Below are 22,062 nucleotides of genomic sequence, written 5' to 3' on the forward strand. Positions count from 1 at the left end.
CATCTGGCGCTGACTTTGCGTCTGCGTTTTTATGAAGGCACAGGATGTTGTCTTTATTACAAGCAGCGATGGCAAAGGAGTGTCAGCGATATGGTAGGTGGAGACAGGCGATGCGAGCATGTCGGTTCGCAACGGGAAATGAAGGTCGATCCGTTTGTCGGCGATTTTGATTTTGAACTGATCCGGCCGCTGGCAAGGTCAGTGCGTTTGAACGGGTTTGCCACTTGCTTGAGGCTCGAGCAGGTTTACTGGAACATTCTTGGTGACATGGCCGGGCACAACGGCTGTTCGGTCAGCACGCTGCTGTCACATGTGGACCGTGAAGTGCACCTGCGCCACGGCGGGGTCAAAAACTTCAGCGGTCTGGTGCGGGTGGTGTGTGTGATGAATGGTCTGCGGGATACCCCGGCGGCCGTCATGCCCGGAACGACCAATACTTGAAATGACGTGGCGGGCTGTGCAGTCTTACGGCTGCACAGCCCGCATTTAATGGATATAATCCCGCTCTTTCGCCGCAAAGCCCTGCGCGCGGTGGCAATCTGATCGCCGAGACACCCCCATGCCGATGTACGATTACCAATGTGCTTCCTGTGGTCATCAGTTGGAAGCCATTCAAAAGATCAGCGAGGCACCGCTGGTCGACTGCCCTGCCTGTCAGGCGCCAGAGCTCAAAAAACAGCTGTCCATGCCGGGTTTCCGCCTCAGCGGCAGCGGTTGGTACGAGACCGATTTCAAGACCGGAGCCAAGAAGAATCTGGCCGGTGGCGACAAATCTGACTAGGGTTCAGGCCCAGGTCGAACGACACGCGTGAGATTCCGCAGTGCTTGAGTGCGACGGGATCTCCACCGAATTTCGAATTACGAGAAGCGAAACCACTACCATGATGCGCAGCCATTATTGCGGCCAACTGAACGAAAGCCTGGAAGGCCAGGAAATTACCCTTTGCGGATGGGTTCACCGTCGTCGCGACCACGGCGGGGTGATTTTCCTCGATATCCGTGATCGTGATGGTCTGGCGCAGGTGGTGTTCGATCCGGATCGCGCCGAAAGCTTCGCCGCCGCCGATCGCGTGCGCAGCGAGTACGTGGTGAAGATCACCGGCAAGGTGCGTCTGCGTCCGGCCGGGGCAACCAACGCCAACATGGCGTCGGGCATGATCGAAGTGCTGGGCTACGAGCTGGAAGTGCTGAACGAAGCGGAAACCCCGCCGTTCCCGCTCAACGAATACTCCGACGTCGGCGAAGAAACCCGTCTGCGCTACCGCTTCCTCGATCTGCGTCGTCCGGAAATGGCCGAGAAGCTGCGTCTGCGTTCGCGCATGACCACCAGCATCCGTCGCTACCTCGACGAGAACGGCTTCCTCGATGTGGAGACGCCGATCCTGACCCGCGCGACCCCGGAAGGTGCTCGCGACTACCTGGTGCCGAGCCGTACTCACGCCGGTTCCTTCTTTGCCCTGCCGCAATCGCCTCAGTTGTTCAAGCAACTGCTGATGGTTGCCGGTTTCGACCGCTACTACCAGATCGCCAAGTGCTTCCGTGACGAAGACCTGCGTGCCGACCGTCAGCCTGAGTTCACTCAGATCGACATCGAAACCAGCTTCCTCGACGAAAAAGACATCATGGGCCTGACCGAAGGCATGATCCGCAACCTGTTCAAGGAAGTGCTGGATCTGGAATTCGGCGAATTCCCGCACATGACCTTCGAAGAAGCCATGCGTCGTTACGGTTCCGACAAGCCGGACCTGCGTAACCCGCTGGAGCTGGTCGACGTTGCCGATCAGCTCAAGGAAGTCGAATTCAAGGTCTTCAGCGGCCCGGCCAACGATCCGAAATGCCGTATCGCTGCACTGCGTGTTCCAGGCGGGGCGAGCATGCCGCGCAAGCAGATCGACGACTACACCAAGTTCGTCGGCATCTACGGTGCCAAGGGCCTGGCGTACATCAAGGTCAACGAGCGCGCTGCCGGTGTTGACGGTCTGCAATCGCCGATCGTGAAAAACATCCCTGAAGCCAACCTGAACGTGATCCTTGATCGCGTTGGTGCAGTTGACGGCGACATCGTGTTCTTCGGCGCCGACAAGGCCAAGATCGTCAGTGAAGCCCTGGGCGCGCTGCGTATCAAGCTGGGCCACGACCTCGACCTGTTGACCTGCAAGTGGGCGCCAATGTGGGTTGTCGACTTCCCGATGTTCGAAGAAAACGACGACGGCAGCTTCTCGGCGCTGCACCACCCGTTCACTGCGCCGAAGTGCTCGCCTGAAGAGCTGGAAGCCAATCCGGCTGGCGCTCTGTCCCGTGCCTACGACATGGTACTGAACGGCACCGAGCTGGGTGGCGGTTCGATCCGTATCCACCGCAAGGAAATGCAGCAAGCGGTGTTCCGCCTGCTGGGCATCAACGAAGCGGAACAGGAAGAGAAGTTCGGCTTCCTGCTCGACGCGCTGAAGTACGGTGCGCCGCCGCACGGTGGTCTGGCCTTCGGTCTGGACCGTCTGGTAATGCTGATGACCGGCGCCCAGTCGATCCGTGAAGTGATCGCCTTCCCGAAAACCCAGAGTGCTGCGGACGTCATGACGCAAGCGCCGGGTGTGGTGGATGCCAAGGCACTGCGCGAGCTGCACATTCGTTTGCGCGAAACGCCAAAGGCTGAGTAAGACGGGCCTGAAGGCGCATCTTCGGATGCGCCTTTTTTCTTTGCATAGAGAGCAGGTCGAGATTTTTTGTTGGCTGGCCGCTGCGTGAGCAGGGCGGGCAACGTTTCAAGAGAATTCGGAGCGAGTTATGGCAGGTCATTCCAAGTGGGCGAACATCAAGCACCGCAAAGAACGTCAGGATGCCAAGAGAGGCAAGATCTTCACCAAGTGGATCCGTGAACTGACCGTTGCGGCCCGTCAGGGCGGCGGCGATCCGGGATCTAACCCGCGTCTGCGTCTGGCTCTGGACAAGGCCCTCGGCGCGAACATGAGCCGCGACATCATCTACCGCGCCGTGGCGCGTGGCGCCGGTGCGACCGAAGCGGACAACGTTGAAGAGCTGACCTATGAAGGTTACGGCCCGGGTGGCGTGGCGGTGATGGTCGAATGCATGACCGACAACCGCAACCGCACCGCTGCAGCCGTTCGCCATGCATTCAGCAAATGCGGCGGCAACCTCGGCACCGACGGGTCGGTCGCGTACCTGTTCGAGCGCAAGGGTCAGATCAGCTTCGCCCCGGGCGTCGATGAAGACGTCCTGACCGAAGCGGCGCTGGAAGCCGATGCCGACGACGTGGTCAGTCATGAAGACGGCTCGATCGACGTGTTCACCTCGTTCACCAGCTTCTATGCCGTGCGTAACGCGCTGGAAGCGGCGGGGTTCAAGGGCGACGACGCGGAAATCGTCATGCAGCCGACCACCAGCGCCGAACTGGATCTGGAAGGCGCGGAGAAGGTGCTCAAGCTGATCGACATGCTTGAGGATCTGGATGACGTGCAGAACGTCTATTCCAACGCGGACATTCCGGAAGACGTGGCGGCTCAGCTCGGTTAACGCAAAATAGAAAGGTCGCAGTTTTTGATGGCTCTACAATTCACCTGTAGGAGCTGCCGAAGGCTGCGATCTTTCTGCTTTTAAAAGATCAAAAGATCGCAGCCTTCGGCAGCTCCTGGATGTACCCTCAGCTTTCGCATCAATTTCTGCAGGCGTTATGACATTAATTCTGGGTATCGACCCCGGCTCGCGCATCACCGGTTACGGGATTGTTCGCGATACCGGACGTGGCGGCTGCATCTATGTGGCCTCGGGCTGCATCCGTACCGGCGCCGGCGAGCTGCATGAGCGGCTGCAGATCGTTTATCGCGGCGTGCGTGAAATCATTCAGACCTATGGCCCGGTGACCATGGGCATCGAAAAAGTGTTCATGGCGAAAAACGCCGATTCCGCCCTCAAACTCGGGCAGGCTCGCGGCGCCGCCATTGTGGCCGGCGCCGAGGAGAGCCTGGAGATTGCCGAGTACACCGCTACCCAGGTCAAGCAAGCCGTGGTCGGCACCGGCGCCGCCAATAAAGACCAGGTGCAGATGATGGTCATGCACATGCTCAAGCTGACCAGCAAACCGCAGATCGATGCCTCGGATGCCCTGGCCATTGCGATTTGTCACGCGCATACCCGTTCCAGCCTGCTGCCGCATGGTTTGGGAACCGCACGCAGTCGTGGCGGGCGCCTGCGTCTCTGATAGCATCAGCAATCATTTTTGCGGAATGCGGATTTCGCGCCTGGGTCGTCGGCCCGATTCCCGCCTTCCATCTGTCGCCAGCCCACGGCTGGCCAACGCTCAAGGATCTGAAACGTGATTGGACGCTTGCGCGGCACCCTGGCTGAGAAACAGCCGCCGCACCTGATTCTGGATGTAAACGGCCTCGGGTATGAGCTGGAAGTGCCCATGACCACCCTTTATCGTCTGCCGTCGGTCGGTGAACCGCTGACGCTGCACACCCATTTGGTCGTACGCGAAGACGCGCAGTTACTCTATGGTTTCGCCGGCAAGCGTGAGCGAGACTTTTTTCGTGAGCTGATCCGTCTCAATGGTGTCGGGCCGAAACTGGCCCTGGCCTTGATGTCGAGCCTTGAAGTCGATGAACTGATCCGCTGCGTGCAATCCCAAGACACTTCGGCGTTGACCAAGGTCCCGGGTGTCGGCAAGAAAACCGCTGAGCGCCTGTTGGTCGAACTCAAGGATCGCTTCAAGGCCTGGGAAACCTCGCCAGCCATGTTCGCTCTGGTGCCGAACCAGCCGGACGGCCCGGCGCCGGTCAACACTGCCGAGAACGATGCCGTCAGTGCGCTGATTTCCCTGGGCTACAAGCCGCAGGAAGCGAGCAAGGCGATTACCGCCATCAAGGACAAGAATTTGAGCAGTGAAGACCTGATCCGCCGCGCCCTGAAGGGAATGATTTAAGTGATTGAAGCTGATCGTCTGATCGCCGCCGCGCACAGTCCGCGCGAGCGCGAAGAAGTCCAGGATCGGGCCATCCGCCCGGTCAGTCTGGCCGACTATATTGGCCAGCCGACCGTGCGCGAGCAGATGGAACTGTTCATCCAGGCGGCGCGTGGCCGTAGTGAATCCCTCGACCACACGCTGATTTTCGGCCCGCCGGGGCTGGGCAAAACCACGCTGGCCAACATCATCGCCGAGGAAATGGGCGTTTCGATCAAGAGCACGTCCGGCCCGGTACTTGAGCGTCCGGGCGATCTGGCGGCTCTGCTGACCAATCTTGAACCACACGACGTGTTGTTCATCGATGAAATCCATCGTCTGTCGCCCATCGTTGAAGAAGTGCTGTACCCGGCGATGGAAGATTTCCAGCTCGACATCATGATCGGCGAAGGGCCGGCGGCACGCTCGATCAAGCTTGATCTGCCACCGTTCACTCTCGTGGGCGCCACAACCCGTGCCGGCATGCTGACCAATCCGTTGCGTGACCGCTTCGGTATCGTCCAGCGTCTTGAGTTCTACAGCACGGCGGATCTGGCGACGATTGTCAGTCGTTCGGCGTCTATTCTCGGACTGCCGCTGGATCCGGAAGGCTCTTTTGAAATTGCTCGTCGTGCCCGCGGTACGCCGCGGATCGCCAACCGTCTGCTGCGGCGGGTACGCGATTTTGCCGAAGTGCGGGCCAAGGGCCACATCACCAAGTCGGTGGCCGATCTGGCGTTGAACCTGCTGGACGTCGACGAACACGGTTTCGATCACCAGGACCGGCGCTTGCTGCTGACCATGATCGAGAAGTTCGATGGCGGTCCGGTGGGCATCGACAGTCTGGCGGCGGCGATCAGTGAAGAGCGCCACACCATCGAGGACGTGCTGGAGCCGTACCTGATTCAACAGGGCTACATCATGCGTACGCCACGGGGCAGGGTGGTGACACGGCATGCGTACCTGCATTTCGGTTTAAACATTCCGTCACGAATGGGCGAGATGCCCGTGGCAGACGAGTTTCTCGATGCCGTGGACGATTGATACACATTTTTTGGCGATTTATTCAGCGTTTGTACTGTCACAGGACGGTACTTTTGCGGTAAAGCCTTAAACACTGAAAAAACAGTTGCCTGGCCGGATTGGCAACCCGAGGAGTAAGCACTAGAGTATGCGCGCGCAAAACGGGCTTGAGCCGTTCGCACATCGTTGTCGCGTTTATTACGAGGACACCGATGCGGGCGGCATCGTGTATTACGTTAATTACCTCAAGTTTATGGAACGGGCTCGAACCGAGCGGCTCCGGACGCTGGGCTTTGCCCAGTCGGAACTGGCCGGAGAGGACCTGTTGTTTGTCGTGCATTCCAGCGAAGCGCGCTACCACGCGCCGGCGCGACTGGACGACGAACTGCTGGTAAGCGCTGATGTAATCGAATTGAACCGTGCCAGCCTGCGCTTCAAACAGCAGGTCAGGCGGGCCACGGATAATGTGCTGCTCTGTGAAGGGCAGTTTCTGGTGGCCTGCGTGCGCACCGACAGTTTGAAACCCCGGGCCATGCCCGAATCCTTGCGTACGGCCTTTGCCGACGCGGGCGGCACGGGTACACACTCAAAGCAGGAGATAAAGCGTGGAAGCTAACGTCGTCGACCATTCCTCCATGTGGAGCCTGGTCAGCAATGCCAGCATCGTGGTGCAGTTGGTAATGTTGACCCTGGTGGCCGCATCGGTGACCTCATGGATCATGATCTTTCAGCGCAGCAATCTGCTGCGCGCCGGTCGACGCGCCCTGGAGAGCTTTGAAGAGCGCTTCTGGTCGGGTATCGACCTGTCCAAGCTGTACCGTCAGGCCGGCAGCAACCCGGATCCGGATTCGGGTGTGGAGCAGATCTTCCGTGCCGGTTTCAAGGAGTTCTCCCGTCTGCGTCAGCAGCCAGGCGTCGATCCGGAAGCGGTGATGGAAGGTGTGGCCCGTGCCATGCGCGTTGCCATCTCCCGCGAGGAAGAGAAGCTGGAGCAGAGCCTGCCGTTTCTCGCCACCGTGGGTTCGGTCAGCCCGTACATCGGTCTGTTCGGTACCGTGTGGGGCATCATGAACTCCTTCCGTGGTCTGGCCAGTGCTCAGCAGGCGACCCTGGCCACCGTGGCCCCGGGTATTGCCGAAGCCCTGATCGCCACCGCGATCGGCCTGTTCGCCGCGATCCCGGCCGTTATCGCTTACAACCGTTTCTCTGCCCGCAGCGAAACCTTGCTGAGCCGCTACTACACCTTCGCCGATGAATTCCAGGCGATCCTGCACCGCAAAGTGCACACCAGCGAAGAATAAGCAGGTATTTCCCGATGGCTTTAATCGCTCGAGCCCGAAACAAGCGCAAGCCGGTCGCCGAGATGAACGTGGTGCCATACATCGACGTGATGCTGGTGCTGCTGGTTATCTTCATGGTGACCGCGCCGATGCTCAATCAGGGCGTGAAAGTGGATCTGCCCAAGGTTTCCAGCGAAGCCTTGCCGCAGGACAACAACACTCAGGTGCTGACCATTTCGATCAAGGCTGACAAGACCTACTACTGGAACCTTGGCAGCGAAGTCGATACTGAAAAGCAGCAGGACAGGGCAATGACGTTGCCACAGATGACTGACGCAGTGACCAAGATCATCCGCGCCGGCACCGAAGGCGGCAAGCGTACCCAGGTCTTTATCCGTGGCGACAAGTCGGTCGACTACGGTGCCGTCATGGGTGCCATGGGCGGGTTGCAGAAAGCCGGGGTCGGTAATGTTGGTTTGATTACCGAGGCCCCCTGATGCAGCAACAGCGAGAGCCGTCCGCCTCGGAAAGCTACTTCTGGCCCAGTGTTCTGGCGATTGTCCTGCACGTGCTGGTGTTCGGCATGCTGTTCGTCAGTTTCGCCTTCACACCCGAGTTGCCGCCGGCCAAGCCGATTGTCCAGGCGACCCTGTACCAGCTGAAATCGAAAAGTCAGGCAACCACCCAGACCAATCAGAAGATTGCGGGTGAGGCGAAGAAATCCGCCGCGCGCCAGACCGAAGTCGAGCAGATGGAGCAGAAAAAGGTCGAGCAGGAAGCGGTGAAGGCTGCGGAACAAAAGAAAGAAGAAGCGGCTCAAAAGGCCGAGGAAGCCAAGAAGGCCGACGAGGCGAAGAAAGCGGATGAGGCGAAAAAGGCTGATGAAGCCAAGAAAGCCGACGATGCGAAAAAAGCCGAGGCCAAGAAGGCAGAAGAGAAACAATTGGCTGATATAGCCAAGAAGAAAGCCGAAGAAGAAGCCAAGAAGGCGGCTGAAGAAGAGGCCAAGAAAGCGGCCGCTGAAGAAGCCAAGAAGAAGATCGTCGAAGACGCGAAGAAGAAAGCCGCCGAAGACGCCAAGAAAAAAGCTGAAGCTGAAGAGGCGAAGAAGAAAGTCGCCGACGAAGCGAAGAAGAAAGCTGCTGCCGATGCTGCGAAGAAAAAATCGCAGGAAGCGGCACGTAAATCCGCCGAAGAGAAAAAGGCTCAGGCCTTGGCAGATTTGCTTTCCGATACGCCACAGCGTCAGCAGGCATTGGCCGATGAGCAGGGTGACGAAGTCGCGGGCAGTTTCGATGACCTGATTCGTGCACGGGCAGCGGAAGGCTGGGCGCGTCCTCCTTCGGCACGCAAAGGCATGACGGTCGTGCTGCAAATCGGCATGTTGCCGGACGGTACGGTGACTTCGGTCAGCGTGGCCAAATCCAGTGGCGACGGTCCGTTCGATGCTTCGGCGGTCGCGGCGGTCAAAAATATTGGACGTTTGACGGAAATGCAGGGAATGAAGCCGAGCGATTTCGCTCCGTATCGTTCATTCAAGATGACATTCACACCTGAGGATCTAGCCTTGTGAGAAACCTTCTTCGAGGAATGCTGGTCGTGATCTGCTGCATGGCAGGGATCGCGATGGCTGATGAAAAGAACATTCTGGTCACCAGCGGCAGCGATCGGGCCACCCCGATTGCCGTCGTACCGTTCGGCATGCAGGGCGGTGCCGTGTTGCCGGACGACATGGCTGAAATCATTGGTAACGATTTGCGGAACTCGGGCTACTACTCGCCGATTCCAAAGCAAAACATGATCAGCCAGCCAAGCCAGCCGAGCGAAATCATCTTCCGTGACTGGAAGGCGGTGGGCGCTCAATACATGATGGTCGGCAGCATTGCGCCAGCGGGCGGTCGTCTGCAGGTGCAGTGGGCACTGTTCAACGTGGCCACCGAGCAGAAAGTGGCTGACGGCAGTGTTTCCGGTACCACCGAGCAACTGCGTGACATGGCGCACTTCATCTCGGACCAGTCGTTCGAAAAACTCACCGGTATCAAAGGTGCGTTTTCGACCCGTCTGCTGTACGTGACAGCCGAGCGTTTCTCCGAGAAGAACACTCGCTACACCCTGCAGCGTTCGGACTACGACGGTGCCCGTGCCGTGACTCTGCTGCAATCGCGCGAGCCGATCCTGTCGCCGCGTTTCGCACCGGATGGCAAGCGCATCGCCTACGTGTCGTTCGAGCAGAAGCGTCCGCGGATCTTCATGCAGAACATCGACACCGGTCGCCGTGAGCAGATCACCAATTTCGAAGGCCTGAACGGCGCGCCAGCCTGGTCGCCGGATGGCAATCGCCTGGCGTTCGTACTGTCGAAAGATGGCAACCCGGACATCTATGTGATGAACCTGGGTTCGCGTCAGATCACTCGTGTGACGGCAGGCCCTGGCATCAACACCGAACCGTACTGGGGCAAGGATGGTTCGACCATCTACTTCACCTCGGACCGTGGCGGCAAGCCGCAGATCTACAAAACCAGCGCCAGCGGCGGTGGTGCCGAGCGTGTAACCTTCATTGGCAACTACAACGCCAACCCGAAGCTTTCGGCTGATGAAAAGACGCTGGTGATGATCCATCGCCAGGACGGTTTCACCAATTTCAAGGTGGCGGCCCAGGATTTGCAGCGAGGCAGTGTAAAGATCCTCACTGATAGCACTCTGGACGAGTCACCCACTGTTGCGCCCAACGGCACCATGGTAATCTACGCCACCCGCCAGCAGGGCCGGGGAGTCTTGATGCTCGTGTCCATTAATGGACGCGTGAGGCTCCCGCTTCCTACCGCACAAGGCGAAGTCAGAGAACCGTCCTGGTCCCCTTACCTGAACTGACGCGGCGCTTTACGTTTTACTTAACACACTGGGGTTCATTAGGAGTTTCACGATGGAAATGCTGAAGTTTGGTAAATTTGCTGCGCTGGCTCTGGCCATGGCTGTAGCTGTAGGTTGCTCGTCCAAAGGCGGCGACAACGCCGGTGAAGGCGCTGTTGATCCAAACGCTGGTTACGGCGCAAACACTGGTGCCGTTGACGGTTCCCTGAGCGAAGAAGCTGCTCTGCGCGCAATCACCACCTTCTACTTCGAATACGACAGCTCGGACCTGAAGCCAGAAGCCATGCGCGCTCTGGACGTTCACGCCAAAGACCTGAAAGCAAACGGCGCTCGCGTTGTTCTGGAAGGCAACACCGACGAACGTGGTACTCGTGAGTACAACATGGCACTGGGCGAGCGTCGTGCGAAAGCCGTTCAGCGCTACCTGGTACTGCAAGGTGTTTCCCCAGCTCAGCTGGAACTGGTTTCCTACGGCGAAGAGCGTCCAGTTGCTACCGGCAACGACGAGCAGTCCTGGGCTCAAAACCGTCGCGTCGAACTGCGTAAGTAATTCGATATGCGAACGTGCCGTCGTGCTGTAACTGTTCTGGCTCTCAGCCTCGCGCCGCTTGCGGCGTGGGCTGCGGTTCCTGTGGTCGATGACAACTCCGGTTATAACAATAGCGGGAGCAGTTATCCGCCTGCGGGTTACGGTACGAACGGCGCCTATGCCGGGGGAGCGGCTTCGGCCCCTGCCTCGGCACAGGGCATGCTGTTCAACCAACTGCAACAGATGCAGGATCAGATATCGCGCCAGCAAGGTGTGATCGAAGAACTGCAGAATCAGGTTGCGCGCATGAAACAGGAATCCCTGGAGCGATACCAGGATCTTGATCGGCGCATAGGATCCGGTGTTGCACCTGCCGCGACTCCTGAGAATTCTTCTGCCGGTGGCGATGCAAGTGCTGCTGCCGGTGCCGCCGCTGGCGCCGGGGCTGCTGCCGCCCAGGCACCTGCTGCCAGTAGCGAACCGGGTGATCCGGCCAAGGAAAAGCTGTATTACGATGCGGCTTTCGACCTGATCAAAGCCAAGGATTTCGACAAGGCCAGCCAGGCTTTCTCGGCATTCCTGCGCAAATACCCGAACAGCCAATATGCGGGCAATGCCCAGTACTGGTTGGGCGAAGTGAACCTGGCCAAGGGCGATCTGCAAGGTGCAGGTCAGGCTTTTGCCAAGGTGTCACAGCTCTATCCCAAGCACGCCAAAGTGCCGGATTCGCTGTACAAGCTGGCTGACGTAGAACGCCGCCTCGGTCACACCGACAAGGTCAAAGGCATTCTGCAACAGGTGGTTTCCCAATACCCGGGGACCTCTGCTGCTCAGTTAGCCCAACGCGATCTGCAACGCATGTAAGTGTGTTTGACCCGTTTGGAAGAAACCCGCGCTCGTCGCGGGTTTTTTCGTTAGAATTCACGCCCTTTTTCTGAAACACGCTTCTGGTGATCTACGCGTTGGCGGGATTGCCTGAAGTGCCTGACGGAGGCGGACAGCCTGTTTAGCTGTTACGCCCGTGGCGACTATGCAAGACACATTGAGAATCACCGAAGTTTTCTACTCGTTGCAGGGGGAAACGCGGACTGCCGGGCTGCCCACGGTTTTTGTGCGCCTGACCGGTTGCCCATTGCGTTGCCAATACTGCGACAGCGCCTATGCATTCAGCGGCGGCACGATCCGCACCCTCGACGATATCCTTGAACAAGTGGCCGGGTTTCGCCCGCGCTACGTCTGCGTGACCGGCGGTGAGCCGCTGGCGCAGCCCAATGCCATCCCTTTGCTCAAGCAGTTGTGCGATGCCGGTTACGAAGTATCACTGGAAACCAGTGGTGCGCTCGATATCTCGGCGGTGGATTCGCGCGTCAGTCGCGTGGTCGACCTGAAGACGCCGGACTCCAAAGAGGCGCACCGCAACCGCTACGAAAACATCGAACTGTTGACGCCCAACGATCAGGTGAAGTTTGTCATCTGTTCGCGGGACGACTATGACTGGGCGGTCTCGAAGCTGATCCAGTACGGTCTTGATCGCCGTGCGGGTGAAGTGCTGTTTTCCCCAAGTCATCATGACCTCAATGCCAGGGATCTGGCGGACTGGGTGGTGGCAGACAACCTGCCGGTGCGGTTGCAACTGCAGTTGCATAAATATCTATGGAATGACGAGCCGGGGCGCTGATATGACTGAACAACTGAACACCAACGAAAAGCGTGCTGTGATTTTGCTGTCGGGCGGTCTGGATTCGGCCACGGTCGTGGCGATGGCCCGGGCTGAAGGTTACGCCTGCTACACCATGAGTTTCGATTACGGCCAGCGCTCTCATGCGGAGCTGCATGCTGCCGCGCGCGTCGCTCGCGATCTGGGCGTGGTCGAGCACAAAGTGATCGGCCTGAACCTCAACGGCATGGGCGGCTCGGCGCTGACCGACACCAGCATCGACATCCCGGAAGAACTGGGCGAGGGCATCCCGGTGACTTACGTGCCGGCGCGCAACACCGTGTTTCTGTCACTGGCACTGGGCTGGGCCGAAGTACTCGGCGCGCGTGACATCTTTATCGGCGTCAACGCAGTGGACTATTCCGGTTACCCGGATTGCCGTCCCGAGTTCATTGAATCGTTCGAGCGCATGGCCAACCTGGCAACCAAGGCGGGCGTGGAAGGCAACGGTTTTCGTATCCAGGCGCCGCTGCAGAACCTGAGCAAGGCGCAGATCGTCCAGGCGGGCGTGAAGCTGGGCGTCGATTACGGCCTGACCGTTTCCTGCTATCAGGCGGACGATGACGGCCGTGCGTGCGGCAAATGCGACAGCTGCCGCCTGCGTGCAGAGGGCTTCGCAGCGGCCGGTGTAAGCGATCCAACACCTTATTTTTGATTTTTTTCAAAAAGGTGTTGAATAGTCCTTAAAAATCAGTATTATACGCGCCACCACACAGCGGGTCGTTAGCTCAGTTGGTAGAGCAGTTGGCTTTTAACCAATTGGTCGTAGGTTCGAATCCCACACGACCCACCATATTTGGCGGTTTAGAAAATCCGGAAGGCCCACGAAAGTGAGGATTTCCGGGTTTTTTTTTGCCTGCGAATCAGGCACCGCTCCTTTCATCATTGCCTGCGCTGACACAGGTCAGAATCATCTTTTGTATCAACGGGATATTCTGTAGCCTTGCGCAGCTTCAATGCTGTCCGTGCCTGATAATACTCACTCTCCCGGCGGTACCCTCAAGTGGTCCGGAGCCGGGTGTATACTCGACTTTCGCGCGAAAGCGCCTGCAGGTCTTGCGAACATGACGCAGATTTCCGAACGCCTTCTGGTTCAAGCCCACCTCGATGCCAAACAGCCCAAACCGCTGACTGCCGAGGAAGAGGCCTACTACCGTTCTGCCATCGCCGCCGAGCTCAAGGCTCAGGACGCGGTGCTGGTGGCCCACTTCTATTGCGATCCGGTGATTCAGGCCCTGGCCGAAGAAACCGGCGGCTGTGTGTCCGACTCCCTCGAAATGGCGCGCTTCGGCAACGCTCACCCGGCCAAGACCGTGGTGGTCGCCGGTGTGAAGTTCATGGGCGAGACCGCGAAGATCCTCAACCCGGAAAAACGTGTGCTGATGCCGACCCTGGACGCGACCTGCTCGCTCGACCTGGGTTGCCCGGTGGACGAGTTCTCGGCGTTCTGCGATCAGCACCCGGAGCGCACGGTGGTGGTGTACGCCAACACTTCGGCCGCAGTCAAAGCCCGTGCTGACTGGGTGGTGACGTCGAGCTGTGCGCTGGAGATCGTCGAAAGCCTGATGGACAACGGTGAGACCATCATCTGGGGCCCGGACAAGCATCTGGGTACTTACATTCAGCGCAAGACCGGCGCCGACATGCTGCTGTGGGACGGTGCCTGCATCGTCCACGAAGAGTTCAAGTCCAAGCAGCTGGAAGACATGAAGGCGTTGTACCCGGACGCCGCGATTCTGGTGCACCCGGAGTCGCCGACCTCGGTGATCGAGCTGGCCGACGCCGTCGGTTCCACCAGTCAGTTGATCGCTGCCGCGCAAAGCCTGCCGAACAAGACCCTGATCGTCGCCACCGACCGCGGCATTTTTTACAAGATGCAGCAGTTGTGCCCGGACAAGGTCTTCATCGAGGCGCCAACCGCCGGTAACGGCGCCGCCTGCCGCAGTTGCGCACATTGCCCGTGGATGGCCATGAACACCCTTGAGCGCACGCTCAAGAGCCTGAAGGAAGGGACGAACGAGATCTTTGTTGATCCGGCGCTGATTCCGCAGGCGATACGTCCATTGAAGCGCATGCTGGATTTCACCCAGGCGGCGCGGATGAAGCTGGCGGGTAACGCCTGAGGTCCTTCAGAAACACCCCAAAACCTGTGGGAGCGAGCCTGCTCGCGAAGGCGGTGAATCAGCAAACATAAATGTCGGCTGATGCTACGCTTTCGCGAGCAGGCTCGCTCCCACAGTGGTATTCGGTGTCAGGAAATTATTTGGTCTTCTTCGGAATCCGCACCACACGGGTATCGGAATAGATGTCGTGCCAGGTGCGCTTCTGCTTGTCATACAGTGACCAGAAGAATCCAAGCCCTGCGCACAGCCACGACGCGATCGACACCATGAAGCGCAGCAGGGCCTGCCACAGGCTGATCGCGCTGCCATCGGCGTTCTGCACTCGAATCCCCCACACCTGCATGCCCAGTGTCTGCCCGCCGTGCGTCCAGAACTTGGCGAAGAACGCAAACAGCACCAGCAACAGCACCGTGGAATACAGCGGATCGCCATCCATCTTGCCGGCATCGGTCAGTGCACGCAGGCGTTCTTCACCGATGATCGCTGCCTGGATCAACTTGTAGACGAAGCCGGTGACGATCAGCAGGGCAGTGCACAGCAGGAAGTCATAGAACATTGCTGCCAGGCGCCGGCCAAGGCCAACAGCAGGAAAGTCGCCCTGGGGAGTGAGCAGGTTTTTCGACATGGCAGCCTCTGGACGCAAAATGAAGCGCCATTTTACGGATTCGCACGCACAAAAAAGCCCCTGATATCAATATCAGGGGCTTTTTTGTGACAGAAAATCAGGCTTCGGCGATGACTTCGTCAGCCTGCATGCCTTTCTGACCTTGCACAGCAACGAAGGTCACTTTCTGGCCTTCTTTCAGGCTCTTGAAGCCGTTGCCCTGAATGGCGCGGAAATGCACGAACAGATCCGGACCGCTTTCTGGAGTGATAAAACCAAAACCTTTCTCGTCGTTAAACCACTTGACGGTACCGCTCTGACGTGTCGACATTTCTTATTTCCTTTGACGCATAAATTGATGACAGTCTCTTTCTCATGAAAGAGTACTGGGGCTGGTTGCAGGAGAGTAAGAAGACGTCGAGCGGGATGTAGCTAACTTTGTAGGCTACTGCCCAGGTCACGATTCCAAGCTGACCCATGCAAACACAGTGGACAAACTCTACGCCAACTACGGGAGAAAAAACAAGCCCCGCGAAGGCCCGGTTTTCCTGCGCTTACTGGCAGTTAGTCAATTCACTAGTGTTGGCTTAGACGATCGCCGGGTTCAATTGTTTTCGATCGTTATAAGCAAAGTTCATATTCGAATCAGATGTTAGAAAATGCACTTTTTTGTGGCGATTGCGTTACACATTAGTGCACGCATAACGCAATCGCGTTACTTATAGAAACAGCCAATCAACCACGATAGTAGCGTTGTGGAACAAATGGCATTTTGCTTACAAGCATTTGCACCTTTTTCCCACGAACGATGGCCCAGACTGGCGTGTCCAGTGCGACATAAGCGCTGTCGAGATAACCCATCGCCAACGGCCCGCCCAGGGTCGGACCAAAGCCACCGCTGCATACGCTGCCGATGATTTCGCCGGCTTCGTTGACGATTTCCGCACCTTCACGCACTGGCGTACGTTCTTGCGGCAGCAGGCCGACACGTTTGCGTGCCACGCCGTTCTGCTGCTGAGCAAATACTTGCTCTGCACCCGGGAAACCGCCGGCCCGTGCGCCGTCGGCGCGGCGTGGCTTGGAGATCGCCCACAACAGGCTGGCTTCGATGGGGGTGGTGTCGGTGTTCATGTCGTGCCCGTACAGGCACAGGCCGGCTTCCAGGCGCAGCGAGTCGCGGGCGCCGAGGCCAATGGCCTGGACTTCCGGTTCGGCCAGCAGGGCACGGGCGAGTTTTTCTGCATCGGCTGCCGGTACGGAAATCTCAAAACCGTCTTCACCGGTATAACCCGAACGGCTGACGAAGCAATCGATGCCCAGCAGCTGCACGCGGTTGAACTGCATGAACGTCATCTTCGCCACCTCTGGTGCAAGACGCGCCAGGACGGTGACTGCAGCCGGACCTTGCAACGCCAGCAACGCGCGCGCTTCGAACAGCTCCGTAATGGTGCACTGATCACCGATGTGCTTTTGCAGATGCGCCAGGTCCTGATCCTTGCACGCGGCGTTGACCACCAGGAACAGCTCGTCGTTACCGAGGTTGGCGACCATCAGGTCGTCGAGGATGCCGCCGTTGTCGTTGGTGAACATCGCGTAGCGCTGCATGCCCACCGGCAGGTCGATAATGTCCACCGGCACCAGGGTTTCCAGGGCCTTGGCAGCATTGGCGCCGGTCAGGCGAATCTGGCCCATGTGCGAGACATCGAACAGCCCGGCCTGTTCACGGGTGTGTTGGTGCTCCTTCATCACGCCGAGCGGGTATTGCACCGGCATGTCGTAGCCGGCGAACGGCACCATGCGGGCGCCGAGTTCGAGGTGCAGAGCGTGCAGCGGGGTTTTCGACAGTTGTTCGGTGGACATGCGTGACTCCTTGATTCATGCCAGCTCTCTCCCGGAGGAAGAGGGGACTAATTAGCATTCGATAATGTTGACTGCCAGACCGCCACGGGCGGTCTCCTTGTATTTGCTTTTCATGTCGGCGCCGGTCTGGCGCATGGTGCGGATGACCTTGTCGAGCGAGACGAAGTGTTGCCCGTCGCCGCGCATGGCCATGCGCACTGCGTTGATCGCTTTCACCGAGCCCATGGCATTGCGCTCGATGCACGGCACCTGCACCAGCCCGCCAATCGGGTCGCAGGTCAGGCCGAGGTTGTGTTCCATGCCGATTTCCGCGGCGTTCTCTACTTGCTGCACGCTGCCGCCGAGCACTTCGCACAACGCGCCGGCGGCCATCGAGCAGGCCACGCCGACTTCGCCCTGGCAGCCGACTTCAGCGCCGGAGATCGAGGCGTTTTCCTTGTACAGAATGCCGATCGCGGCGGCGGTCAGCAGAAAACGCACCACGCCGTCATCGTTCGCACCCGGGATAAACCGCATGTAGTAATGCAGCACCGCCGGAATAATCCCGGCCGCACCGTTGGTGGGTGCGGTAACCACGCGCCCGCCGTTGGCGTTTTCTTCGTTGACGGCTAGGGCGTAGAGGTTGACCCAGTCGAGCACCGACAGCGGATCGCGCAGCGACGATTCCGGGTTCTTGCACAGCTGTCGATGCAGTGCCGCCGCCCGGCGTTTGACCTTCAGCCCGCCCGGCAGAATGCCTTCGTTACGACAGCCCGCGGCGACGCAGTCCTGCATCACTTGCCAGATTTTCAGCAGACCGGCGCGGGTCTCGGCCTCCGGGCGCCAGGCGCTTTCGTTGGTCAGCATCACCTGGCTGATCGACAGACCGTAGGTGGCGCAATGGCCGAGCAAGTCCTTGGCGCTTTTGAACGGGAAGGTCAGCGGTGTGGCGTCTTCAACGATGCGGTCAGCGCCGGCGGCATCCTCATCGACGACGAAACCACCGCCGACCGAGTAGTACTCGCGGCTGCGGATCTGAATACCGGCTGCATCGAATGCGCGAAAGATCATGCCGTTGGGGTGATAGGCCAACGGTTTGCGGATCATCGCCAGGTGTTCTTTCTCATTGAAGGCAATGCTGTGTTCGCCGAGCAGATTCAGCCGGCCATTGCCGCGAATGTCCTGCAGGCGCGCGGCGACGGTTTCGGTGTCGACGGTGTCCGGGTGTTCACCCTCAAGACCGAGCAGCACGGCCTTGTCGCTGCCGTGACCCTTGCCGGTGGCACCGAGCGAGCCGTACAGCTCGACTTTGACGGTGCTGGTGGCCGACAGCAGGTCATCGCGGCGCAGGCCTTCGGCGAAACGCGCAGCGGCACGCATCGGGCCGACGGTGTGGGAGCTGGAAGGGCCGATGCCAATCTTGAACAGGTCGAACACGCTTAACGACATGAGTGGTTCTCCGGTTTCTTGTTATAGGAATTGGCGGAATATCAGGCTGAGTACATCCCCTGTAGGAGCTGCCGAAGGCTGCGATCTTTTGATCCTGGTTTTTTAGAAACAAGAGCAAGATCAAGATCAAAAGATCGCAGCCTTCGGCAGCTCCTACAGATAAAGCGATAAAGCGGTGGGGCGGACGAACCGCCCCGTTCTTTTTAAGCGTAGCTTTCGATCGACGGGCAGGCGCAGACCAGGTTGCGGTCGCCGAACACGTTGTCGACGCGACCGACCGGTGGCCAGTATTTGCCTTCGATCAACGACGCCACTGGATATACCGCTTGTTCGCGGCTGTACGGGTGCGTCCACTCGCCGACCAGCTCCGCCGCCGTGTGCGGGGCGTTCTTCAGCGGGTTGTCGTCCTTGTCCAGCGTGCCGTTTTCCACTGCGCGGATTTCTTCGCGGATGCGGATCATGGCGTCGCAGAAGCGGTCCAGTTCTTCCTTGGATTCGCTTTCGGTCGGCTCGATCATCAGCGTGCCGGCCACCGGGAACGACATGGTCGGGGCGTGGAAGCCGAAGTCGATCAGGCGCTTGGCGACGTCATCGACGCTGATGCCGCTGCTGTCTTTCAGCGGGCGCAGGTCGAGGATGCATTCGTGCGCCACCAGACCGTTGCTGCCGGTGTACAGCACTGGATAGTGCTCTTCGAGGCGACGGGAAATGTAGTTGGCGTTGAGGATCGCCAGTTGCGAAGCCCGCTTCAGACCGGCGCCGCCCATCATGCGAATGTACATCCAGGTGATCGGCAGAATGCTCGCGCTGCCGAACGGCGCTGCGCAGACCGCGCCTTCCTTGCGTTGCATCTGACCGTGACCCGGCAGGAACGGGGTCAGGTGCGACTTGACGCCGATCGGGCCGACGCCCGGGCCGCCACCGCCGTGCGGAATGCAGAAGGTCTTGTGCAGGTTCAGGTGCGAGACATCGCCGCCGAACTTGCCCGGTGCGCAGAGGCCGACCATCGCGTTCATGTTGGCGCCGTCGATGTACACCTGGCCGCCGTTGTCGTGAATGATCCCGCAGATTTCGCGGATGCCTTCTTCGAACACGCCGTGGGTCGACGGGTAGGTGATCATCAGCGCTGCGAGGTGTTCGCGGTGCTCGATGGCTTTGGCGCGCAGGTCTTCGATGTCGACGTTGCCACGGGCATCGCACGCGGTCACGACCACGCGCATGCCGGCCATATTGGCGGTGGCCGGGTTGGTGCCGTGGGCGGACGACGGGATCAGGCAGATGTCGCGGCGCTCATCGCCACGGCTCTGGTGGTAAGCGCGAATCGCCAAGAGACCCGCATATTCACCCTGCGAACCGGCGTTCGGTTGCAGCGAGATCGCGTCGTAACCGGTGGCGGCGCAGAGCATCGCTTCCAGTTCATCGGTCAGTTGCTGGTAGCCGGCGCTCTGCGCAGCCGGGGCGAACGGGTGCAGCGCGCCGAACTCGGCCCAGGTCACCGGGATCATTTCGCTGGCGGCGTTGAGTTTCATGGTGCACGAGCCCAGCGGGATCATGGTGCGATCCAGTGCCAGATCCTTGTCCGCCAGTTTGCGCAGGTAGCGCATCAGCTCGGTTTCCGAGTGATAACGGTTGAACACCGGGTGGCTGAGGATCGGCGACTGACGTACCAGCGCCGCCGGGATGGTGCTGTGCACCGAAGCGGCCAGTGCGGCGAAGTCCGGCAGGGTCTTGCCGGCGGCGAACAGGCCCCACAGGGTTTCGATGTCAGCCTGGGTGGTGGTTTCGTCCACCGACAGGCCCAGACGCTCGGCGTCGATCACCCGCAGGTTGATCTGCTGAGCGTACGCCTTGTCGTGCAGCGCGGCAGTGTGCGCGCCGGTGGCGAGGGTCAGGGTGTCGAAGAAGCTTGCCTGTTCGACGGTCTGGCCCAGTGCGCTCAGGCCCTTGGCGAGAATCGCGGTCAGGTGATGCACGCGGTTGGCGATCTGGGTCAGGCCTTTCGGGCCGTGGTACACCGCGTACATGCTGGCGATGTTGGCCAGCAGCACTTGCGCGGTGCAGATGTTCGAGGTGGCTTTCTCACGGCGGATGTGTTGCTCGCGAGTCTGCATCGCCAGGCGCAGCGCTGGCTTGCCGAAGCGGTCAACCGAAACACCGACCAGACGGCCCGGCATGTCTCGCTTGAATGCATCTTTGGTGGAAAAGTAGGCGGCGTGCGGGCCACCGAAGCCCAGCGGTACACCGAAGCGTTGCGCCGAACCGATGGCGACGTCCGCGCCGAACTCGCCTGGAGCGGTCAGCAAAGTCAGGGCCAGCAGATCGGCAGCCACCGCAACCAGCGCGTTGGCGGCGTGGAAGCGCTCGGTCAGTTCGCGGTAGTCGAACAGGTCACCGTTGCTCGCCGGGTATTGCAGCAGCGCGCCGAAGAACGGCGTGACGTCGGTCAGTTCACGTTCATCGCCAACCACCACTTCGATGCCCAGCGGCTCGGCACGGGTGCGCAGCACGTCGAGGGTTTGCGGGTGGCTGTGGATCGAGGCGAAGAATTGGTGGCTGCCCTTGTTCTTGCTCAGGCGTTTGCAGAAGGTCATGGCTTCGGCAGCGGCGGTGGCTTCGTCGAGCAACGAGGCGTTGGCGATCGGCAGGCCGGTGAGGTCGCTGATCAGGGTCTGGAAGTTCAGCAGCGCTTCGAGACGGCCCTGGGAAATTTCCGGCTGGTACGGGGTGTAAGCGGTGTACCAGGCCGGGTTTTCCAACAGGTTGCGCAGGATCGGCGACGGCGTGTGGCAGTTGTAGTAGCCCTGGCCGATGTAGGTCTTGAACAGCTGGTTTTTGCCGGCGATGGATTTGATCATCGCCAGGGCGTCGGCTTCGCTCAGGCCGTCGTCCATGCCGAGCACGCTGGTGCCTTTGATGCTTTCCGGAATGACGCTGGCGCTCAGCGCTTCGAGCGAGTCGAAACCGAGGCTGTTGAGCATGGCTTGCTCGTCACCGGCGCGCGGGCCGATGTGACGGGCGATGAATTCGTTGGCAGTGCCGAGGTTTACTTGGGTCATGTCGCTACTCCTCAGGCTTCGGCTTGGGCTTTGATCAGACGGTCGTAGGCGTCTTGATCGAGCAATTTGCCGACAGCGGCGGCGTCACTTGGCTGAAAGCGGAAGAACCAGCCTTCGCCCAGCGGATCTTCGTTGACCAGTTCCGGGCTGCCGTCCAATGCCGGGTTCACTTCCACAACTTCACCGTCGAGGGGCATGTACACGCCGCTGGCGGCTTTCACCGATTCCACGGTGGCGGCTTCGGCGCCTTTTTCGTAAGCCTGCAGCTCAGGCAGTTGCACGAACACCACGTCGCCCAAGGCGTTCTGCGCGAAAGCGGTGATGCCGACAGTAACGCTGCCGTCAGCTTCGGTGCGCAGCCATTCGTGATCTTCAGTAAAACGCAACTCGCTCATGGAAACTCCTAAGGGGCCAGACTCGTCTGGTGGACGCGGTGGAAGGCGGGGGCATGAAAGCCCTGATTTTATGAGCGGTTACTTAGCAAGAACGCGGCCATCTTAGATTTATCTATATAAATCAAATAGTTATGCTTTTCTGGTTGTGATGGGGATAGGGCTTCTGTAGCGAAATCGCTACAGCTTGGGGCGGGGGAAAAAGCTGAAGCGGATCAAAGC

The 22,062-nt window shown here is 59.5% G+C and carries 23 protein-coding genes and 1 tRNA gene; 18 read left to right on the top strand and 6 right to left on the bottom strand.

Going from position 1 to position 22,062, the window contains the following annotated elements; translation table 11 throughout:
• Nucleotides 1–90: 90 nt before the first annotated feature.
• From L6D63_RS09525 to nadA, 18 genes are all read left to right on the top strand, one after another.
• Nucleotides 91–441, top strand: a complete 351-nt coding sequence (locus tag L6D63_RS09525) for a ribbon-helix-helix domain-containing protein (RefSeq protein WP_047296052.1) — start codon at nt 91–93, stop codon at nt 439–441.
• 118 nt (nt 442–559) lie between these two features.
• Entirely contained in the window at nt 560–781 is a 222-nt protein-coding gene (locus L6D63_RS09530; RefSeq protein WP_003227532.1) for an FmdB family zinc ribbon protein, read from the top strand.
• A 100-nt stretch (nt 782–881) separates the two neighbouring features.
• Entirely contained in the window at nt 882–2,657 is a 1,776-nt protein-coding gene (gene aspS, locus L6D63_RS09535; protein ID WP_047296049.1) for an aspartate--tRNA ligase, read from the top strand.
• Nucleotides 2,658–2,784: 127 nt separating this feature from the next.
• Nucleotides 2,785–3,531, top strand: coding sequence for a YebC/PmpR family DNA-binding transcriptional regulator (locus L6D63_RS09540; protein ID WP_131671158.1), 747 nt, complete (start codon nt 2,785–2,787; stop codon nt 3,529–3,531).
• A 157-nt stretch (nt 3,532–3,688) separates the two neighbouring features.
• Nucleotides 3,689–4,216 carry a crossover junction endodeoxyribonuclease RuvC gene (ruvC, locus tag L6D63_RS09545; protein ID WP_047296045.1) on the top strand — a complete coding sequence of 176 codons (528 nt, stop codon included), beginning with the start codon at nt 3,689–3,691 and terminating at the stop codon, nt 4,214–4,216.
• Nucleotides 4,217–4,330: 114 nt separating this feature from the next.
• Nucleotides 4,331–4,939 carry a Holliday junction branch migration protein RuvA gene (gene ruvA / locus L6D63_RS09550; RefSeq protein ID WP_003227522.1) on the top strand — a complete coding sequence of 203 codons (609 nt, stop codon included), beginning with the start codon at nt 4,331–4,333 and terminating at the stop codon, nt 4,937–4,939.
• On the top strand, nt 4,940–6,001 hold the full coding sequence (ruvB, locus tag L6D63_RS09555; protein ID WP_041068559.1) for a Holliday junction branch migration DNA helicase RuvB: 1,062 nt from the start codon (nt 4,940–4,942) through the stop codon (nt 5,999–6,001). It begins immediately after the preceding gene.
• A 127-nt stretch (nt 6,002–6,128) separates the two neighbouring features.
• Nucleotides 6,129–6,596, top strand: coding sequence for a tol-pal system-associated acyl-CoA thioesterase (gene ybgC, locus L6D63_RS09560; protein WP_095668474.1), 468 nt, complete (start codon nt 6,129–6,131; stop codon nt 6,594–6,596).
• A complete protein-coding gene (gene tolQ, locus L6D63_RS09565; protein ID WP_007912733.1) occupies nt 6,586–7,281 on the top strand; it encodes a protein TolQ in 696 nt (231 codons plus the stop codon). Before ybgC ends, tolQ begins: the two co-directional genes overlap by 11 nt.
• Nucleotides 7,282–7,304: 23 nt before the next feature.
• Complete coding sequence (tolR, locus tag L6D63_RS09570) at nt 7,305–7,757, top strand: protein TolR (RefSeq protein ID WP_161794900.1); 453 nt, start codon at nt 7,305–7,307, stop codon at nt 7,755–7,757.
• Nucleotides 7,757–8,833, top strand: a complete 1,077-nt coding sequence (tolA, locus tag L6D63_RS09575; RefSeq protein ID WP_041068568.1) for a cell envelope integrity protein TolA — start codon at nt 7,757–7,759, stop codon at nt 8,831–8,833. The genes tolR and tolA overlap by 1 nt, the downstream gene beginning before the upstream one ends.
• 17 nt (nt 8,834–8,850) lie before the next feature.
• The gene (gene tolB, locus L6D63_RS09580; protein WP_164747834.1) at nt 8,851–10,131 is read left to right on the top strand and encodes a Tol-Pal system beta propeller repeat protein TolB; all 1,281 of its coding nucleotides are present in this window, start codon (nt 8,851–8,853) and stop codon (nt 10,129–10,131) included.
• Nucleotides 10,132–10,183: 52 nt separating this feature from the next.
• Nucleotides 10,184–10,681: a peptidoglycan-associated lipoprotein Pal gene (gene pal / locus L6D63_RS09585; RefSeq protein ID WP_003178634.1), complete on the top strand. Its 498-nt coding sequence runs from the start codon at nt 10,184–10,186 to the stop codon at nt 10,679–10,681.
• Nucleotides 10,682–10,687: 6 nt separating this feature from the next.
• On the top strand, nt 10,688–11,524 hold the full coding sequence (gene ybgF / locus L6D63_RS09590; protein ID WP_047296035.1) for a tol-pal system protein YbgF: 837 nt from the start codon (nt 10,688–10,690) through the stop codon (nt 11,522–11,524).
• 166 nt (nt 11,525–11,690) lie between these two features.
• Nucleotides 11,691–12,338: a 7-carboxy-7-deazaguanine synthase QueE gene (gene queE / locus L6D63_RS09595; RefSeq protein WP_047296033.1), complete on the top strand. Its 648-nt coding sequence runs from the start codon at nt 11,691–11,693 to the stop codon at nt 12,336–12,338.
• Between the two features lies 1 nt (nt 12,339).
• Complete coding sequence (queC, locus tag L6D63_RS09600) at nt 12,340–13,032, top strand: 7-cyano-7-deazaguanine synthase QueC (protein WP_131671159.1); 693 nt, start codon at nt 12,340–12,342, stop codon at nt 13,030–13,032.
• Between the two features lie 62 nt (nt 13,033–13,094).
• Nucleotides 13,095–13,170: transfer RNA gene (locus L6D63_RS09605), tRNA-Lys, on the top strand.
• 271 nt (nt 13,171–13,441) lie between these two features.
• Nucleotides 13,442–14,500, top strand: a complete 1,059-nt coding sequence (nadA, locus tag L6D63_RS09610) for a quinolinate synthase NadA (RefSeq protein ID WP_003227499.1) — start codon at nt 13,442–13,444, stop codon at nt 14,498–14,500.
• A gap of 136 nt (nt 14,501–14,636) precedes the next feature.
• Here nadA and L6D63_RS09615 read toward each other — a convergent pair whose 3' ends face one another.
• The 6 genes from L6D63_RS09615 to gcvH all read right to left on the bottom strand — a co-directional run bounded on the left by L6D63_RS09615 (nt 14,637) and on the right by gcvH (nt 21,843).
• A complete protein-coding gene (locus L6D63_RS09615; RefSeq protein ID WP_047296028.1) occupies nt 14,637–15,125 on the bottom strand; it encodes an RDD family protein in 489 nt (162 codons plus the stop codon).
• A 97-nt stretch (nt 15,126–15,222) separates the two neighbouring features.
• Complete coding sequence (locus L6D63_RS09620; RefSeq protein ID WP_007951194.1) at nt 15,223–15,435, bottom strand: cold-shock protein; 213 nt, start codon at nt 15,433–15,435, stop codon at nt 15,223–15,225.
• A 404-nt stretch (nt 15,436–15,839) separates the two neighbouring features.
• A complete protein-coding gene (gcvT, locus tag L6D63_RS09625) occupies nt 15,840–16,964 on the bottom strand; it encodes a glycine cleavage system aminomethyltransferase GcvT (RefSeq protein WP_041068588.1) in 1,125 nt (374 codons plus the stop codon).
• Nucleotides 16,965–17,015: 51 nt separating this feature from the next.
• A complete protein-coding gene (locus tag L6D63_RS09630; RefSeq protein ID WP_047296024.1) occupies nt 17,016–18,392 on the bottom strand; it encodes an L-serine ammonia-lyase in 1,377 nt (458 codons plus the stop codon).
• 203 nt (nt 18,393–18,595) lie between these two features.
• Complete coding sequence (gcvP, locus tag L6D63_RS09635) at nt 18,596–21,448, bottom strand: aminomethyl-transferring glycine dehydrogenase (RefSeq protein WP_131671160.1); 2,853 nt, start codon at nt 21,446–21,448, stop codon at nt 18,596–18,598.
• Nucleotides 21,449–21,459: 11 nt separating this feature from the next.
• Entirely contained in the window at nt 21,460–21,843 is a 384-nt protein-coding gene (gene gcvH, locus L6D63_RS09640; RefSeq protein WP_027612543.1) for a glycine cleavage system protein GcvH, read from the bottom strand.
• Nucleotides 21,844–22,062 lie beyond the last annotated feature (219 nt).

Origin of the sequence: Pseudomonas parakoreensis (genome assembly GCF_021602155.1) — a bacterium.
GTDB lineage: Bacteria > Pseudomonadota > Gammaproteobacteria > Pseudomonadales > Pseudomonadaceae > Aquipseudomonas > Aquipseudomonas parakoreensis.

Bases quoted from the DNA above. Each gene is read 5' to 3' on its own strand.
- tolA (WP_041068568.1), top strand. From the start codon at position 7,757: ATGCAGCAACAGCGAGAGCCGTCCGCCTCGGAAAGCTACTTCTGGCCC.
- L6D63_RS09630 (WP_047296024.1), bottom strand. From the start codon at position 18,392: ATGTCGTTAAGCGTGTTCGACCTGTTCAAGATTGGCATCGGCCCTTCC.
- queE (WP_047296033.1), top strand. From the start codon at position 11,691: ATGCAAGACACATTGAGAATCACCGAAGTTTTCTACTCGTTGCAGGGG.
- queC (WP_131671159.1), top strand. From the start codon at position 12,340: ATGACTGAACAACTGAACACCAACGAAAAGCGTGCTGTGATTTTGCTG.
- L6D63_RS09615 (WP_047296028.1), bottom strand. From the start codon at position 15,125: ATGTCGAAAAACCTGCTCACTCCCCAGGGCGACTTTCCTGCTGTTGGC.
- ruvC (WP_047296045.1), top strand. From the start codon at position 3,689: ATGACATTAATTCTGGGTATCGACCCCGGCTCGCGCATCACCGGTTAC.
- nadA (WP_003227499.1), top strand. From the start codon at position 13,442: ATGACGCAGATTTCCGAACGCCTTCTGGTTCAAGCCCACCTCGATGCC.
- pal (WP_003178634.1), top strand. From the start codon at position 10,184: ATGGAAATGCTGAAGTTTGGTAAATTTGCTGCGCTGGCTCTGGCCATG.
- aspS (WP_047296049.1), top strand. From the start codon at position 882: ATGATGCGCAGCCATTATTGCGGCCAACTGAACGAAAGCCTGGAAGGC.
- ybgC (WP_095668474.1), top strand. From the start codon at position 6,129: ATGCGCGCGCAAAACGGGCTTGAGCCGTTCGCACATCGTTGTCGCGTT.
- tolB (WP_164747834.1), top strand. From the start codon at position 8,851: ATGCTGGTCGTGATCTGCTGCATGGCAGGGATCGCGATGGCTGATGAA.
- L6D63_RS09620 (WP_007951194.1), bottom strand. From the start codon at position 15,435: ATGTCGACACGTCAGAGCGGTACCGTCAAGTGGTTTAACGACGAGAAA.
- gcvT (WP_041068588.1), bottom strand. From the start codon at position 16,964: ATGTCCACCGAACAACTGTCGAAAACCCCGCTGCACGCTCTGCACCTC.
- L6D63_RS09525 (WP_047296052.1), top strand. From the start codon at position 91: ATGGTAGGTGGAGACAGGCGATGCGAGCATGTCGGTTCGCAACGGGAA.
- L6D63_RS09530 (WP_003227532.1), top strand. From the start codon at position 560: ATGCCGATGTACGATTACCAATGTGCTTCCTGTGGTCATCAGTTGGAA.
- gcvH (WP_027612543.1), bottom strand. From the start codon at position 21,843: ATGAGCGAGTTGCGTTTTACTGAAGATCACGAATGGCTGCGCACCGAA.
- gcvP (WP_131671160.1), bottom strand. From the start codon at position 21,448: ATGACCCAAGTAAACCTCGGCACTGCCAACGAATTCATCGCCCGTCAC.
- ybgF (WP_047296035.1), top strand. From the start codon at position 10,688: ATGCGAACGTGCCGTCGTGCTGTAACTGTTCTGGCTCTCAGCCTCGCG.
- L6D63_RS09540 (WP_131671158.1), top strand. From the start codon at position 2,785: ATGGCAGGTCATTCCAAGTGGGCGAACATCAAGCACCGCAAAGAACGT.